General features: G+C 51.7%; 12 protein-coding genes. 10 read left to right on the top strand and 2 right to left on the bottom strand.

Going from position 1 to position 14,332, the window contains the following annotated elements; genetic code table 11:
* Positions 1–27: 27 nt before the first annotated feature.
* From oadA to luxS, 7 genes are all read left to right on the top strand, one after another.
* Positions 28–1,812, top strand: coding sequence for a sodium-extruding oxaloacetate decarboxylase subunit alpha (oadA, locus tag ACXAD4_RS02650; protein WP_475238458.1), 1,785 nt, complete (start codon positions 28–30; stop codon positions 1,810–1,812).
* Between the two features lie 9 nt (positions 1,813–1,821).
* The gene (locus ACXAD4_RS02655; protein WP_475238461.1) at positions 1,822–2,952 is read left to right on the top strand and encodes a sodium ion-translocating decarboxylase subunit beta; all 1,131 of its coding nucleotides are present in this window, start codon (positions 1,822–1,824) and stop codon (positions 2,950–2,952) included.
* Positions 2,953–3,069: 117 nt separating this feature from the next.
* On the top strand, positions 3,070–3,501 hold the full coding sequence (locus tag ACXAD4_RS02660) for a YqaA family protein (RefSeq protein ID WP_475238463.1): 432 nt from the start codon (positions 3,070–3,072) through the stop codon (positions 3,499–3,501).
* A gap of 12 nt (positions 3,502–3,513) precedes the next feature.
* Positions 3,514–6,378: a M16 family metallopeptidase gene (locus ACXAD4_RS02665; RefSeq protein WP_475238466.1), complete on the top strand. Its 2,865-nt coding sequence runs from the start codon at positions 3,514–3,516 to the stop codon at positions 6,376–6,378.
* Between the two features lie 160 nt (positions 6,379–6,538).
* Entirely contained in the window at positions 6,539–8,107 is a 1,569-nt protein-coding gene (gene gshA, locus ACXAD4_RS02670; protein ID WP_475238469.1) for a glutamate--cysteine ligase, read from the top strand.
* A gap of 138 nt (positions 8,108–8,245) precedes the next feature.
* Positions 8,246–8,848, top strand: coding sequence for a transglycosylase SLT domain-containing protein (locus ACXAD4_RS02675; protein WP_475242692.1), 603 nt, complete (start codon positions 8,246–8,248; stop codon positions 8,846–8,848).
* Between the two features lie 126 nt (positions 8,849–8,974).
* Positions 8,975–9,493 (top strand): S-ribosylhomocysteine lyase, encoded by a 519-nt coding sequence (gene luxS, locus ACXAD4_RS02680; protein ID WP_317524351.1) that lies wholly within the window; start codon positions 8,975–8,977, stop codon positions 9,491–9,493.
* 94 nt (positions 9,494–9,587) lie between these two features.
* Here luxS and ACXAD4_RS02685 read toward each other — a convergent pair whose 3' ends face one another.
* Together ACXAD4_RS02685 and ACXAD4_RS02690 are read right to left on the bottom strand one after the other, a co-directional pair.
* Positions 9,588–10,865: an HlyC/CorC family transporter gene (locus tag ACXAD4_RS02685; protein ID WP_475238472.1), complete on the bottom strand. Its 1,278-nt coding sequence runs from the start codon at positions 10,863–10,865 to the stop codon at positions 9,588–9,590.
* 77 nt (positions 10,866–10,942) lie between these two features.
* A complete protein-coding gene (locus ACXAD4_RS02690; protein WP_475238475.1) occupies positions 10,943–11,740 on the bottom strand; it encodes a cytochrome C assembly family protein in 798 nt (265 codons plus the stop codon).
* A gap of 210 nt (positions 11,741–11,950) precedes the next feature.
* Between ACXAD4_RS02690 and ffh the strand changes: the two genes are divergently transcribed.
* The 3 genes from ffh to rimM all read left to right on the top strand — a co-directional run bounded on the left by ffh (position 11,951) and on the right by rimM (position 14,313).
* Complete coding sequence (ffh, locus tag ACXAD4_RS02695) at positions 11,951–13,327, top strand: signal recognition particle protein (RefSeq protein ID WP_475238477.1); 1,377 nt, start codon at positions 11,951–11,953, stop codon at positions 13,325–13,327.
* A gap of 183 nt (positions 13,328–13,510) precedes the next feature.
* Positions 13,511–13,759: a 30S ribosomal protein S16 gene (rpsP, locus tag ACXAD4_RS02700; protein WP_039468642.1), complete on the top strand. Its 249-nt coding sequence runs from the start codon at positions 13,511–13,513 to the stop codon at positions 13,757–13,759.
* Positions 13,759–14,313 (top strand): ribosome maturation factor RimM, encoded by a 555-nt coding sequence (rimM, locus tag ACXAD4_RS02705; protein WP_475242694.1) that lies wholly within the window; start codon positions 13,759–13,761, stop codon positions 14,311–14,313. Before rpsP ends, rimM begins: the two co-directional genes overlap by 1 nt.
* Positions 14,314–14,332 lie beyond the last annotated feature (19 nt).

Raw genomic sequence — 14,332 nt, forward strand, 5'->3', positions numbered from 1 at the left:
AGTATTTTTTACAAGGAGTTTGTGAGCATGTCCAAGCCATTAGCGATCACTGACGTTGTGTTACGTGATGCCCACCAGTCGTTATTTGCTACCCGTCTTCGCATCGAAGATATGTTGCCGATTGCCGAGAAGCTCGATGATGTCGGTTACTGGTCATTGGAGACCTGGGGAGGCGCGACGTTTGATGCCTGTATTCGTTACTTGGGTGAAGATCCATGGGAGCGCCTGCGCTTGCTAAAGCAAGCAATGCCGAAAACCCCAATGCAGATGCTGCTACGCGGCCAGAACCTGCTAGGCTACCGTCACTACGCCGATGATGTGGTAGAGAAGTTTGTTGAGCGTGCCCATGCCAACGGAATGGATGTCTTCCGTATTTTCGATGCGATGAATGATGTTCGCAACTTCGAAAAAGCGGTCAAGGCTGCTGTTGATGTCGGTGCCCATGCCCAGGGGACAATCTCCTATACTACCAGTCCGGTGCATAACCTCGATACCTGGACTGACTTGGCTAAACGCCTAGAAGACTTAGGCTGCCACTCTATTTGTATCAAGGATATGTCTGGCCTGCTCAAGCCGTATGAGGCCGAAGAGCTGGTCAAGCGCATCAAAGCCTCCTGTGATGTTCCGCTGGCGCTGCACTGCCATGCGACCACAGGCCTGTCGACGGCGACTGCGGTTAAGGCGGTTGAAGCTGGACTGGATATCCTTGATACCGCCATCTCTTCAATGAGCCAGACTTACGGCCATACGCCAACGGAAACGGTTATTGCGATGCTGGAAGGCACAGAACGTGATACCAAGCTTGATTTGCAGCAGCTTGAGCCGATCGCTAGCTACTTCCGCACGGTACGTAAGAAATACGCCAAATTTGAAGGCAGCCTGAAAGGGGTTGATGCCCGAATCCTGCTTGCTCAGGTACCGGGTGGCATGCTGACCAACATGGAGAGTCAGCTCAAGGAGCAGGGTGCAGCGGATCGGTTCGATGAGGTACTGGAAGAGATCCCTCGTGTTCGTGAAGATCTCGGCTTTATTCCTTTGGTCACCCCAACATCGCAAATTGTCGGCACACAGTCGGTGATCAATGTGTTGACTGGTGAGCGCTACAAGAGCATCAGCAAGGAAACAGCAGGGGTACTTAAAGGCGAATACGGTGCGACACCGGCTCCGGTTAATGCCGAGTTGCAAACCCGCGTGCTTGATGGGGCTGAGCCAATCACCTGTCGCCCGGCGGACTTGTTGGATGCTGAGTTGGATACGCTAACCACTGAATTGGTTGCCAAGGCTAAATCTGAGGGTATCGCCTTAGCCGATGAGCAGGTTGATGACGTGCTGACTTATGCCCTGTTCCCGCAGGTTGGCCTGAACTTCCTGAAAAACCGCAACAATCCAGAGGCATTTGAGCCAGTACCTGGCACTGAACCTGAAGTAGTAGCGCCTGCAGCCCAGCCAGCCCCTGCGGCAAGTGCAGCCTCGATAGAAGCATACAGCGTCAAGGTCAACGGCCAGGTGTACAACGTTGAAGTTGGCCCAAGCGGAGAGCTGACCTCGGTAGAACCTGCGGCGGCCAGTGCGCCGGTGCCTGCGCCACAGGCGAGTACTGCCGAAGATTTACCAGCGCCACTGGCGGGCAATATCTTCAAGATCAATGTCCAGCCAGGCCAGCAAGTGTCTGAAGGTGATGTCTTGGTGATCCTCGAAGCGATGAAGATGGAAACTGAAGTCCGTGCAGCACGCAGCGGTACGGTACAGGATCTCCATGTCAAGGAAGGCGATTCAGTGGCAGTCGGCTCGCCGATCCTGAGCCTGGCATAAGAGGGTACCATGGAAGGATTATTAACTCTCTGGAACGAGACGGGGATTGCTAACTTTGAACTCGGCCAGCTGATCATGATGCTGGTCGGTGCCGGCCTGTTGTTCTTGGCGATCCGCAAGGGTTTTGAGCCTTTGCTGTTGCTGCCGATGGGCTTTGGTGCGATTTTGGCCAACATCCCCAATGCCGGTTTTACCGAGCCGGGTGGCTTGCTGTACTACATCTACTACATCGGGATCGAAACCGGTGTCTTCCCGTTGCTGATCTTCATGGGCGTAGGGGCGATGACGGATTTCGGGGCATTGATTGCCAACCCGAAAACCCTGTTGCTCGGTGCGGCGGCGCAGTTCGGGATCTTTTTCACCCTGTTTGGCGCGATTTTGCTTAATGCCGTTCCGGGTATGGAGTTCACCCTAGCTGATGCATCATCGATCGCGATCATCGGTGGCGCAGATGGCCCGACGGCCATTTTCCTTGCCAGCCAGTTATCGCCTGATTTGCTCGGCGCGATTGCGGTCGCGGCCTATAGCTATATGGCTTTGGTGCCGATCATTCAGCCGCCGATCATGAAAGCGCTGACCACTCCGGAAGAGCGTCAGATCAAGATGCAGCAGCTGCGTGAAGTGAGCAAGACGGAGAAGATCCTCTTCCCGCTCGCCGTACTGCTGATGACAATCTTGTTCCTGCCTGCAGCAACACCTCTGGTCGGGATGTTCTGTCTGGGTAACCTGATGCGTGAATCCGGTGTGGTGGATCGCCTGTCCAATACGGTACAGAACGAGCTGATCAACATCGTGACGATCATGCTGGGCCTGGGTGTCGGCTCTAAATTGGCTGCCGAGCAGTTCCTACGTTTCGAGACGCTGGGTATCTTGGTGCTGGGTGCGGTGGCATTCAGTGTCGGTACCGGTGGCGGTGTGTTGATGGCGAAGATGCTCAACCGCTTCAGTAAGGAAGATATCAACCCATTGATCGGTGCTGCAGGCGTGTCGGCAGTACCAATGGCAGCTAGGGTGGTCAACAAGGTCGGCCTTGAAGCCAACCCGCAAAACTTCCTGCTGATGCATGCGATGGGGCCGAACGTTGCCGGGGTACTGGGTTCAGCGGTGGCTGCCGGTATCCTGTTAGCTTTGGTGGGCTAAGTCGCTGACAGCAAAATATCGCAACAATTTAAAACGGGCATCCTTCGGGGTAGCCCGTTTTTTTTACCCTCAGATCGGGTAAGGTACAGCAACCATATCAATCAACTAGAACGATCAATGCTAGAGTTATTTAATGGCGAATCAGCCTTATGGGTGTTATTCACCACCGGTTTTTTGAGTGCAACCCTGCTACCGGGAGGATCGGAAGCCAATCTTATTGCCACGGTGAAGCTGGGTGATAATGCTGTTTGGCTGGTGGTTACCGTGGCAACAATCGGTAATACATTGGGTGGAATGACCAACTATTGGCTGGGTAGATTGCTGCCAGATAAAACTTCTAAAGAAAAACATGGTCATAAAGCATTACTGTGGCTAAAAAAATACGGCTACTGGTCGTTGTTCTTCAGCTGGTTACCGGTTATCGGTGATCCGCTGTGTCTGGCCGCAGGCTGGCTGCGGATGCGCCACTGGCTCAGCTTTTTCATCATCATGGTGGGAAAAGCGGCGCGTTATACCGTACTAGCCTTGTTGGTCCAAGGTTTATTATAAGGAAGGCATTGAGTGCAAAAGTGGATAGTGGGGATTGCGCTGATCTCACTGGCAGGCTGTAGCCAACTACAGTCTCAACAGGCCGGGGCGCCCGAGTTACCGCAAGGGGTGACATTCGTTGAACAGGTCAAGGCCAGTTCGTCTTCTGATACACCGGTGATCCCGTATTCAAAATACCAGTTGGCCAACGGGCTGACCGTAGTGCTCCATGAGGATAAATCAGATCCCCTGGTGCATGTTGATATGACTTACCATGTCGGTTCTGCCCGCGAGGAGTTGGGTAAGTCGGGTTTTGCCCATTTCTTCGAACATATGATGTTCCAGGGCTCGGAGCATGTCGGCGATCAGGAGCATTTCAAGCTGATCACCGAAGCGGGTGGTACATTGAACGGTACTACCAACCGCGACCGGACCAATTATTTCCAAACCGTACCGGCCAACCAGCTTGAGAAGATCTTGTGGCTGGAAGCGGATCGTATGGGCTTCCTGCTAGGGGCGGTTTCCCAGCGCAAGTTTGAAATCCAGCGTTCGACAGTGAAAAACGAGCGCGCCCAGCGTTACGAGAACCGCCCTTACGGCTTGGTTTACGAGCGTATGGGGGAAGCCCTGTTCCCACGCACCCACCCGTATTCCTGGCAGACTATCGGTTATGTTGAAGATCTCGATCGCGTCGATGTGAATGATCTCAAAGCGTTCTTCCTGCGTTGGTATGGCCCGAACAATGCGACTTTGACTATCGGTGGTGATATCGATGTCGAACAAACCCTTGAGTGGGTAAATAAATACTACGGCAGTATTCCTCGCGGCCCTGAAGTCGAGAAACCGGCTAAACAACCAGTGACCCTGGAAAATGATCTTTACCTGACACTGGAAGACAAGATCCAGCAGCCGATGCTGCTGATGGCGTGGCCGACATCCTACAACGGCGCTGATGATGAAGCCTCGCTGGATATGCTGGCAAGAGTGATCGGTGGTGGTAAGAACAGCCTGATGTACCAGAACCTGGTGAAAACCGGCAAGGTGGTCGATGCAGGTGCCTTCCATGATTGTGCCGAGCTGGCCTGTACCATGTATGTGTATGCCATTGGCCAAAGCGGCAAGCAGGGCGATTTGAAGAAGCTGCGCTCGGAAGTGACAGATATCCTTGATGGCCTTGAAGAGCGAGGGGTGTCTACCAAAGAGCTTGAAGAGCTCAAGGGGATGGTGGAAGCCAATGCGATATTCGGTTTGCAGAGTGTCAGCGGCAAGGTCTCGCAGCTGGCAGCCTATGAGACCTTCTTTGATGATCCTGGCTACCTAGGCACCGAACTTGATAACTTGCGCGCGGTAACCACCTCGAGCATGGAGCAGGCGTATATGCGCTACCTGAATGGTCATCCTAACGTGACCTTGAGTGTGGTACCGAGAGGGCGCACCAGCATTGAGGCGGCGAAACCGAACTTTACACCACCACCACGCATTATTCCTGAGTACACCAAAGTCTCCGAGGAAAAATTGCAGCAGCAGATGCGCGAGCCTGTTGATGATTTTGACCGCTCGGTGATGCCGCAACCGTCTTCGCCGGTAGAGGCAGTGATGCCGGAGTTGTACCAGTTCGAGCTGGCCAATGGCATCAAGGTGTTGGGCACTGAGTATCGCGAGACCCCGACGGTAGAGCTGCAGATGGTTGTACCGGCAGGTCGTCGCTTCGAGCCGGAAGGCAAGGCGGGTTTGGCCAAGATGACGGCCAGCATGATGGCCGAAGCTTCGCAGAAGTCGACGGTGGAAGAGCTTTCGTCACGCTTGGATCGCCTAGGCAGTACGGTCAGTTTCTCGGCTGGCAAATATGGCACTGTGGTCTCTGTGACGTCTCTGACCAAGTTCCTGCCAGAAACGCTGGATATTTTGCAGGAGCGCTTGTTCCAGCCAGCGTTTAACCAAGCCGATTTTGATCGTGTTAAGCAGCAGGCCCTTGAAGGTATTATCTATGAACACCAGCGTCCTGCATGGTTGGCAGGGCAAGCAACCCGAGAAGTCTTGTTTGGTGGTACCACATTCAGCCTACCACCGGAAGGCACCAAGGCGTCGCTCGAGTCGATCACCCTGGAAGATGTCAAAGCCTTCTACCGTCGCTACTATACGCCTAACGGAGCCGATATCGTGGTGGTCGGTGACATCGACAAGGCTCAACTGAACACATCGCTGGGTTTCCTGGCCGATTGGCAGGGTATGCCGAAACCGACTTATGTGACGCCGGAGCTTCCGGCAATGCCAAAGCAAACCGTCTGGCTGGTGGATAAACCTGGGGCGCCGCAGACTGTGATCCGTCTAGCGCGCCAAGGGCTACCGTTCGATGCCACCGGTGAGTTGTATGAAACCCAGCTGGCAAACTTCAACCTGGCAGGTAACTTCAATAGCCGTATTAACCTTAACTTGCGTGAAGACAAAGGTTATACCTATGGGGCTGGCGGTTACCAAAGCGGGGGTAAAGAAGTCGGTCTATCAGTCTATTACGCTCAGGTCAGGGCAGACGCCACTCTGCCTTCGGTTAAGGAGTTTTTGGCCGAGCTCGAGAAAATGTCGAGCGAAGGGGTAACGGATGAAGAGCTGAACTTCATGCGCTTGGCGGTAGGACAGAAAGATGCCCTGAACTACGAAACGCCAAGCAAGAAGGCGCAACTGCTAGGGCAGATCCTGACGTACTCATTGCCAGAGAACTTTGTTGATACCCGCAATGACATTGTGGCGTCAATCACCAAGGCACGAATCGATGAGCTGGCGACCAAGTGGTTCAACCCGGCTGATTACCAAATCATTGTTGTCGGTGACGCTGCAAGCCTCAAACCGCAGCTAGAGACCTTGGGCCTACCGGTCAAGGCGCTCTCGCCCACAATGTAACCTTATCGAAGCCGGCCCTGTGCCGGCTTTATTTTTAGATATCGTCCCGGTAAGCGAGATTGTTACTCATAGGTAAAAGAGTTTCGATGCGATAATCATGGTAATCAGTATCAATTATGATTAATCTACCGGACTGAGTTGTTGAAGATTGAGAAGCACAGTGATGGATTTTTCACAAAGGCTGCAAAAAGTTGCGGCTAATCCTGATGCCCTGACCCAACTAGGGCGAGGTCTTGAGCGTGAAGCCCTGCGTATTACCCCGAACGGAAAGCTTTCCGGTGAGCCGCATCCGGCTGAGCTGGGGTCGGCATTGACCAATAAATGGGTGACGACAGATTTTGCCGAGCCATTGCTGGAGTTTATTACGCCTGTTTCTCAGGATGTTGATCACTTGCTGTCGCAGCTGAGCGATATTCATCAGTTTACCTACAGCAAGCTGGGTAACGAAAAACTTTGGCCGATGTCGATGCCATGTGTGGTGGGGGATCAAGATGAGATCACTTTGGCCCAGTACGGCAGTTCGAACAGTGGCCGAATGAAAACCCTGTACCGCGAGGGCCTCAAGCGCCGTTATGGCAGCATTATGCAGGTGATTTCCGGGGTGCACTTTAACTTTTCCTTCCCGGACAGTTTCTGGGACGAGTTGTTTGGTGAGCAGTCTGAGCAAGAGCGCCAAGACGCTGTTTCCGATGCCTACTTTGGCTTGATCCGCAACTATTACCGCTTCGGTTGGTTGATCCCTTATCTGTTTGGGGCATCGCCTGCGTTGTGTGGATCTTTCCTAGAGAACACCGAATCGAAGCTTGATTTCGAAAAGATCGGTTGCGGCACTTACTTCCTGCCAAACGCGACCGCGTTGCGTCTGAGCGATTTGGGTTACACCAACCATGAGCAGAGCTCACTCAAGATTGGCTTCAACGGGTTGGAGCAATACCTTGACGGCCTAAGAAAGGCGATCCGTACTCCATCGGCTGAATTTGCCAAGATTGGCGTTAAAGTTGACGGTGAATACCGCCAGCTGAACGACAACGTATTGCAGATCGAGAACGAGCTGTATGCACCGATTCGTCCAAAGCGAGTGGCACAGAGTGGTGAAAAACCATCTGAAGCCTTGAGCCGTGGCGGGGTGGAATATATCGAAGTCCGTTCATTGGATGTGAACCCATTCAGCCCAATTGGTATCACTGCCGATCAGGTGCGTTTCCTTGATATGTTCCTGACCTGGGCAGTTCTGTCACCATCGGCTTCGATGGATGACGCCGAGCTAGAATGCTGGCGTGACAACTGGAACCGTGTGGTACTTGATGGCCGTAACCCTGATCTAATGCTGAAGATTGGCTGTAACGGCGAGCGCCTGTCAGTTCAGGACTGGGGTACCCGTGTGTTTGCTGAACTGGCTGATGTGGCCAAGGCGATGGATGTCGCTGCAGGGAATAATGTATACCAAGATACATTGGCACGACTGCAGACATGGATTGAACAACCGGAGCTGACGTTGTCGGCCCAATTGCTTGAGGCGATTAGAGCGCAAAATGGCATTGGTTCTGTAGGTGAAAACTTGGCAACCGAACATGCTAATGGCCTAAATGATCGCCAGTACCAGTTCTACTCAGAGGATGTGTTTGAACAGGAAGCGGTAGCATCTGTTGAGCGGCAGCTGCAAATCGAAAATAGCGATGAGCTGTCTTTTGATGCGTTTCTTGATGAGTATTTCGCTGATATAAAATAAAAAAAGAGGGCAGCGACCTTGCTGCCCGATAATTCATTTCGCAGGGATGATAGCAGCGCTTGGCTGCCATCATATATTCTGACCACAAGGATGGCGTGAAGTTCCATGTTTGCCCAATTGAAGGCTGCAAAACCTCCTATGTTTCGAATGGCACTGATTTTCTTTAGTGCTGTTATTCTATCTGGCTGTGCGACGCCTCCTCCCAAAGATCACTCCAACCTCTGCAATATCTTCCGTGAGTACCCGAAATGGTACGAGGCTGCATTGGATATGGAAGATGAGTGGGGAACCCCCATGCAGGTTGCCATGGCGTTTGTGAAACAGGAAAGTAGTTATCGTCATGATGCCAGGCCTCCCAAGAACTATGTATTGGGCTTCATCCCATGGGGACGGGTGAGTAGTGCCTATGGTTATGCCCAAGCGCAGGATCCCGCTTGGTCGGATTACCAGAAGGCCACAGGCAATGGTGGTTCCCGTACTAATTTTGCCGATTCTCTGATGTTTATCGGTTGGTATACCCATGAAACCCAGCGCCAGCTCGGGATTTCCAAGTGGGATGCCTACAATCAGTACCTGGCCTATCACGATGGCCGTGGTGGTTACCGTCGTGGTACCTACAAGTCCAAACCTACTCTGCTGCGGGTATCTCGCCGAGTCGAGCAGCAGGCCAAAGACTATGGTTGGCAGCTCAAGCAGTGCCGTCAGGAGTTGGAGGATAACCGCAGCTGGTGGCCGTTTTAATTCCTAGCGACTAGGCGATTGCAAAACTCACTTGCTGGGTTGCTGCACTGTGATATAACTTTTAATACGATTCTAAGTTGCGGGCTGTTGGTGATGCCCGTTACTAGGCCAAGGAGTAAGGAAGCAATGCCTCTATTAGATAGTTTCACCGTTGACCACACCCGAATGCATGCCCCTGCCGTAAGGGTAGCCAAAACGATGCAGACCCCGAAAGGTGACACCATTACGGTGTTTGACCTGCGTTTCTGCCGCCCGAATGCCGATATCCTGAGTGAGCGTGGGATCCACACCCTTGAGCATTTATACGCGGGTTTCATGCGTAACCACCTTAATTCCGATCAGGTTGAAATCATCGATATCTCACCAATGGGTTGTCGTACTGGTTTCTATATGAGCTTGATTGGTACGCCTAGCGAGCAGCAGGTTGCTGACAGCTGGACTGCCGCAATGGAGGATGTGCTTAAGGTTGAGTCGCAGGACAAGATCCCAGAACTTAACGAGTACCAGTGCGGAACTTACAGCATGCACTCGCTCGATGATGCCAAGGATATTGCCCGCCATATCCTTGACCAGGGTATTGCGGTCAACAAGAATGATGAGCTGGCGTTACCTGAGTCTATGCTGCAAGAGCTTAGCGTAAAGTAATGAGCGTTAAGACACTCAGCGAATGTTGATTTAGACATGAAAAAGCCGGCGATTGCCGGCTTTTTTCTGTTGAATAGGGTGTTAGGTCGTAAGATCACCCGGTCTTCTTCAGCTGGTTGGGCAGCACCCGTACCTGTTTGATCATATTGTCAGATACCTCGATGATCTCCATTTGGTAACCGGCCACTTCAATACTGAGTTGACTGTCTGGGATATCTTCAAGATGCTCTAGGATCAGACCATTGAGGGTACGTGGGCCATCCGTAGGAAGTCCCCAGTTGAGGCTTTTGTTTAGATCACGGATATTGGCACTGCCTTCAATCATTAGGCTGCCATCAGGTTGCGGGGTAATTTCTTCGGCCAGGGTCGGGCTGATCGACGTGGTAAACTCACCCACGATCTCTTCCAGGATATCTTCAAGGGTGATCAGGCCCTGAATATCACCGTATTCATCAACAATCAGGCCAATGCGCTCTTTATTGCGCTGGAACTTCAGCAATTGGATATTGAGGGGGGTGCCCTCCGGGATGAAATACACCTCATCCGCCGCTCGAAGCAGGTTTTCCTTGCTGAAATCGTTCTTGTCCATCATTAGGCGGTAAGCTTCGCGTACCCGTAGCATGCCGACCACTTCATCGATGGTATCACGGTAGAGCACAATACGTCCGTGGGCAGAGTGGCTGAGCTGGCGCACAATTGACTTCCAGTCGTCATTGACATTGATTGCGGCGATTTCGTTACGCGGCACCATCAAATCTTCCACCGTGACATTTTCCAAATCGAGGATTGAAAGCAGCATGTCTTGGTGACGTCGGGGGATCAGCCCGCCGGCTTCATTCACCACCGTGCGCAGTTCATCCGAGCTGAGCTTACCGTCATTGGACTTGTCTACCCGTAATCCTAACAAAAGCAGGAAGCCATTGGTGATACCGTTGACAAACCATACCAGTGGGTAGAGCAGTTTCATCAGTAGCTGCAATACGATACTGCTGGCAAAGGAGATGCGTTCCGGGTAGAGGGTGGCGAGGGTTTTCGGGGTCACCTCGGCAAATACCAGCACCACTAAGGTCAATGCACCGGTGGCAATGGCCACCCCCATATCACCATAGAGGCGCATACCGAGTATGGTCGCGATGGCTGAAGCGAGAATGTTGACGAGGTTATTACCAATCAGGATCAGGCCAATTAGCCTGTCCGGGCGTGAAAGGAGCTTCTCTACCCGTTTGGCCCCACGGTGTCCCTGGTTGGCCAGATGTCTCAGCTTATAGCGGTTGAGAGACATCATTCCGGTTTCAGAGCCGGAAAAATATCCGGAAATAACAAGAAGTAATATCAGGAGAGAGAATAAAATCCCCGTGGATATATCGTCCAAAAACCTATTTCCTTAACGTTTCTGTTACTTGAACTTTGTACCCAGACGCTCTGGGTGTCAATGAATGGGGCACGGATTTATGCCCCAATAATGATTTCTTTGACGAAGCGACTGCCGAAATAGGCAAGCGTCAAGAGGAATGCGCCTACCATGCTGAACCAGACCACACGGCGTCCACGCCAGCCTTTCTGGTAATGTCCCCATAGCAAAACGGAGTAGACACACCATGCCATCAGGGAAAATACAGCCTTGTGGGTTTTGCCCTGTGCCAGCATATCTTGGATGAAAATAAACCCGGTTACCAAGGTAACAGTCAATAGTGAATTGCCAACTAAAATGATCTTGAAAAGCTGGCGCTCGACCATCATTAAAGGAGGGATGTTTGGATTTATCAGCAGGCTCTTCTTGTTTTTAAGCTTGTGATCCAACCAAGCCAGTTGAATCGCGTACAAGGTTGCTATCATCAGGGTTGAGTAGGAGAAAAGAGCCAGCGAAATGTGCAAGAGTACTTCTGGATGGGTTTCCAGGTGGGTAATGAAAGCACCCGGCAAGAATGTGGCGGCCGTAAGGTTTATTGCGGCAAAGCTGTAAACCACCGGCAATAGGAACCAGACCCGCATTTTTAGCATGGCACCGGAAGTGATGGCGGCAATCAGCAAACTGATCAACGAAGCGACATTTAAAATGCTGAGGTTTTGTCCCTGCCCACCCAGAATGAGATCTTTGAGCAGCAGGATATGAAGGGCAATAGCGGCCACGGCACAAACAAAGACCGGTTTGGTCTTGATGCCATTGTTGTTGGTAAGGCCCGGTACAACCAGCCCTAGGGCAAGAAAGTAAAGGCATGCCGCCATTACGGCAATCAACATATCCATAGTAAACTTAACTATTTAAGATGGTAAGAGTTCGCAATTATACCTTGCTAGCCGCCCTCTCGCCATGATAAAGCGAGATCAATAGCATACTGAAGCTGTTTTATCAGGGTATATCACAGTGAAAGTGTCCGTCAGGACATGAAAGCAGGGTAAGGATTGCGTTATACTAGCCAGATCATATCGATTAGTTGCGTAACGAGCGAGTAGCACATGTTCGAAAATTTAACGGAGCGTTTATCGCGAACGCTTAAGAATGTCAGCGGCCGTGGTCGCCTGACGGACGACAACATCAAGGATACGCTGCGTGAAGTACGTATGGCGTTACTCGAGGCTGATGTTGCGCTTCCTGTTGTCCGTGACTTCGTCAAGCGCGTCAAAGAGCGCGCGGTAGGTACTGAAGTATCGAAGAGCCTGACTCCGGGCCAGGAATTTATCAAGATCGTTCAGGCTGAGCTTGAAGCGGTCATGGGTGAAGGCAATGAAGACCTGAACCTCGCAAGCCAACCGCCAGCGGTTATCTTGATGGCTGGTCTACAGGGTGCCGGTAAAACCACCAGTGTCGGTAAGTTGAGTAAGCTGCTCAAAGAGCGCCAGAAGAAGAAAGTGATGGTAGTGTCTGCCGACGTCTACCGTCCTGCGGCGATCAAGCAGCTAGAAACCCTAGCGAATGACTTGGGTGTAGACTTCTTCCCGTCGACGCCCGATCAGAAGCCGGTTGACATTGTTAATGCCGCGCACGCTGAAGCCAAGCTGAAATTCTATGATGTCCTGATTGTCGATACCGCGGGTCGCCTGCATGTTGACAGCGAAATGATGGACGAAATCAAGGATGTCCATAAGGCGATCAATCCAGTAGAAACCCTGTTCGTGGTTGATGCCATGACGGGTCAGGATGCGGCAAACACGGCGAAAGCGTTTGACGAAGCCCTGCCACTTACCGGTGTGATCCTGACCAAGGTCGACGGTGATGCGCGAGGCGGTGCGGCGTTGTCTGTTCGTCATATCACTGGCAAGCCAATCAAATTCTTGGGTATCGGTGAGAAGACCGATGCGCTAGAACCATTCCACCCAGACCGTGTCGCATCTCGTATCCTTGGTATGGGTGACGTACTGTCTCTGATCGAAGATCTAGAGCGCAACGTCGACAAGGAAAAAGCAGAGAAGCTGGCGAAGAAATTCAAAGAGAAGAAAGGCTTTGATCTGGAAGACTTCCGCGGCCAGCTGCAGCAGATGAAGAGCATGGGCGGCATGATGGGCATGATGGACAAGCTGCCGGGTATGTCGCAGCTGCCAGACAATGTCAAAGATCAGGTTGACGACAAGATGTTCAACCAGATGGAAGCTATCATTAACTCGATGACGCCAAAAGAGCGTGAGCGTCCTGAGCTGATCAAAGGCTCGCGCAAGAAGCGTATCGCCATGGGTTCAGGTACCCAGGTGCAGGACGTCAACCGTCTGCTCAAGCAATTTACCCAGATGCAGAAGATGATGAAGAAGATGCAGAAGGGCGGCATGAAGAACATGATGCGCAACATGAAAGGCATGATGCCACCGGGTGGTGGTATGGGCGGAATGTTCGGTCGCTAAGCGACAATCTTCCACTAAATCATTGAACTTGGGAAAGTCAACCTACTTTTACTGGTGAAAATTTAGCTAAAGCGGTTGCATTCGTCAGTTTAAAGAGTAAAATTCCCGAGCTTAATTTGGCACGGGCCCCGTTAGTATCCCTGGCGGGGCCGATTTCATTTACAGTAATGCAAAGAGGACGATATGGTTACCATTCGTTTGGCACGTCACGGCGCTAAGAAGCGTCCATTCTATCAAATCGTTGTTGCTGACTCTCGCGCTGCTCGCGACGGTCGTAACATTGAAAAAATTGGTTTCTTCAACCCGCTAGCTAAGGGTCAGGAAGAACGTCTACGTCTTGACCTTGACCGTGTTAACCACTGGGTTGGTCTAGGCGCAACTGTGTCTGACCGCGCAGCTAAGCTAATCAAAGACGCTGCTAAAGCGGCTTAATTAGCATGTCAGGTAATAGAGAAGCGATGAGTACACAAGACCGCATTGTTGTTGGGAAACTTGGTTCCACTTATGGCATCAAGGGTTGGCTCAAAGTTTTTTCTTACACCGAAGAAGCTGAAAGCATTTTTTCCTACCAGCCTTGGTTTATCAAAGTTAAGGGTGAGTGGAAGGAGTTCCGCGTTGAATCGTGGAAACGCCATGGTCAGGGGTTAGTCGCTAAGCTAGAAGGTCTGGATATCCGTGAGGATGCACAGATGTTCACTAACGCTGAAGTCTACGTATTGGCGGAACAACTACCAGCACTGTCAGATGACGAGTTCTACTGGCGTGAGTTGTATGGAATGACAGTGGTCACTACCGAAGGTTACGACCTAGGTAAAGTCACTGACATCCTGGAAACAGGTTCCAACGACGTTTTGGTAGTCAAAGCCAACCTGAAGGATGCTTTTGGCCAGAAGGAACGTTTAATCCCGTTCCTCGATGAGCAGGTCATCAAGTCGATTGATCGCACTGCTCAGCGGATCGAAGTTGACTGGGATCCTGGATTTTAATCCCCGGTAATAGGTGAAC

It is taken from the genome of Photobacterium sp. AWH4_225, from assembly GCF_056158405.1.

What these genes read in the sequence shown, in the direction of transcription:
- ACXAD4_RS02660 (WP_475238463.1), top strand. Translation starts at nt 3,070, where the DNA reads ATGCTAGAGTTATTTAATGGCGAATCAGCCTTATGGGTGTTATTCACC.
- oadA (WP_475238458.1), top strand. Translation starts at nt 28, where the DNA reads ATGTCCAAGCCATTAGCGATCACTGACGTTGTGTTACGTGATGCCCAC.
- luxS (WP_317524351.1), top strand. Translation starts at nt 8,975, where the DNA reads ATGCCTCTATTAGATAGTTTCACCGTTGACCACACCCGAATGCATGCC.
- ACXAD4_RS02690 (WP_475238475.1), bottom strand. Translation starts at nt 11,740, where the DNA reads ATGGATATGTTGATTGCCGTAATGGCGGCATGCCTTTACTTTCTTGCC.
- ACXAD4_RS02655 (WP_475238461.1), top strand. Translation starts at nt 1,822, where the DNA reads ATGGAAGGATTATTAACTCTCTGGAACGAGACGGGGATTGCTAACTTT.
- ACXAD4_RS02675 (WP_475242692.1), top strand. Translation starts at nt 8,246, where the DNA reads ATGTTTCGAATGGCACTGATTTTCTTTAGTGCTGTTATTCTATCTGGC.
- rpsP (WP_039468642.1), top strand. Translation starts at nt 13,511, where the DNA reads ATGGTTACCATTCGTTTGGCACGTCACGGCGCTAAGAAGCGTCCATTC.
- ffh (WP_475238477.1), top strand. Translation starts at nt 11,951, where the DNA reads ATGTTCGAAAATTTAACGGAGCGTTTATCGCGAACGCTTAAGAATGTC.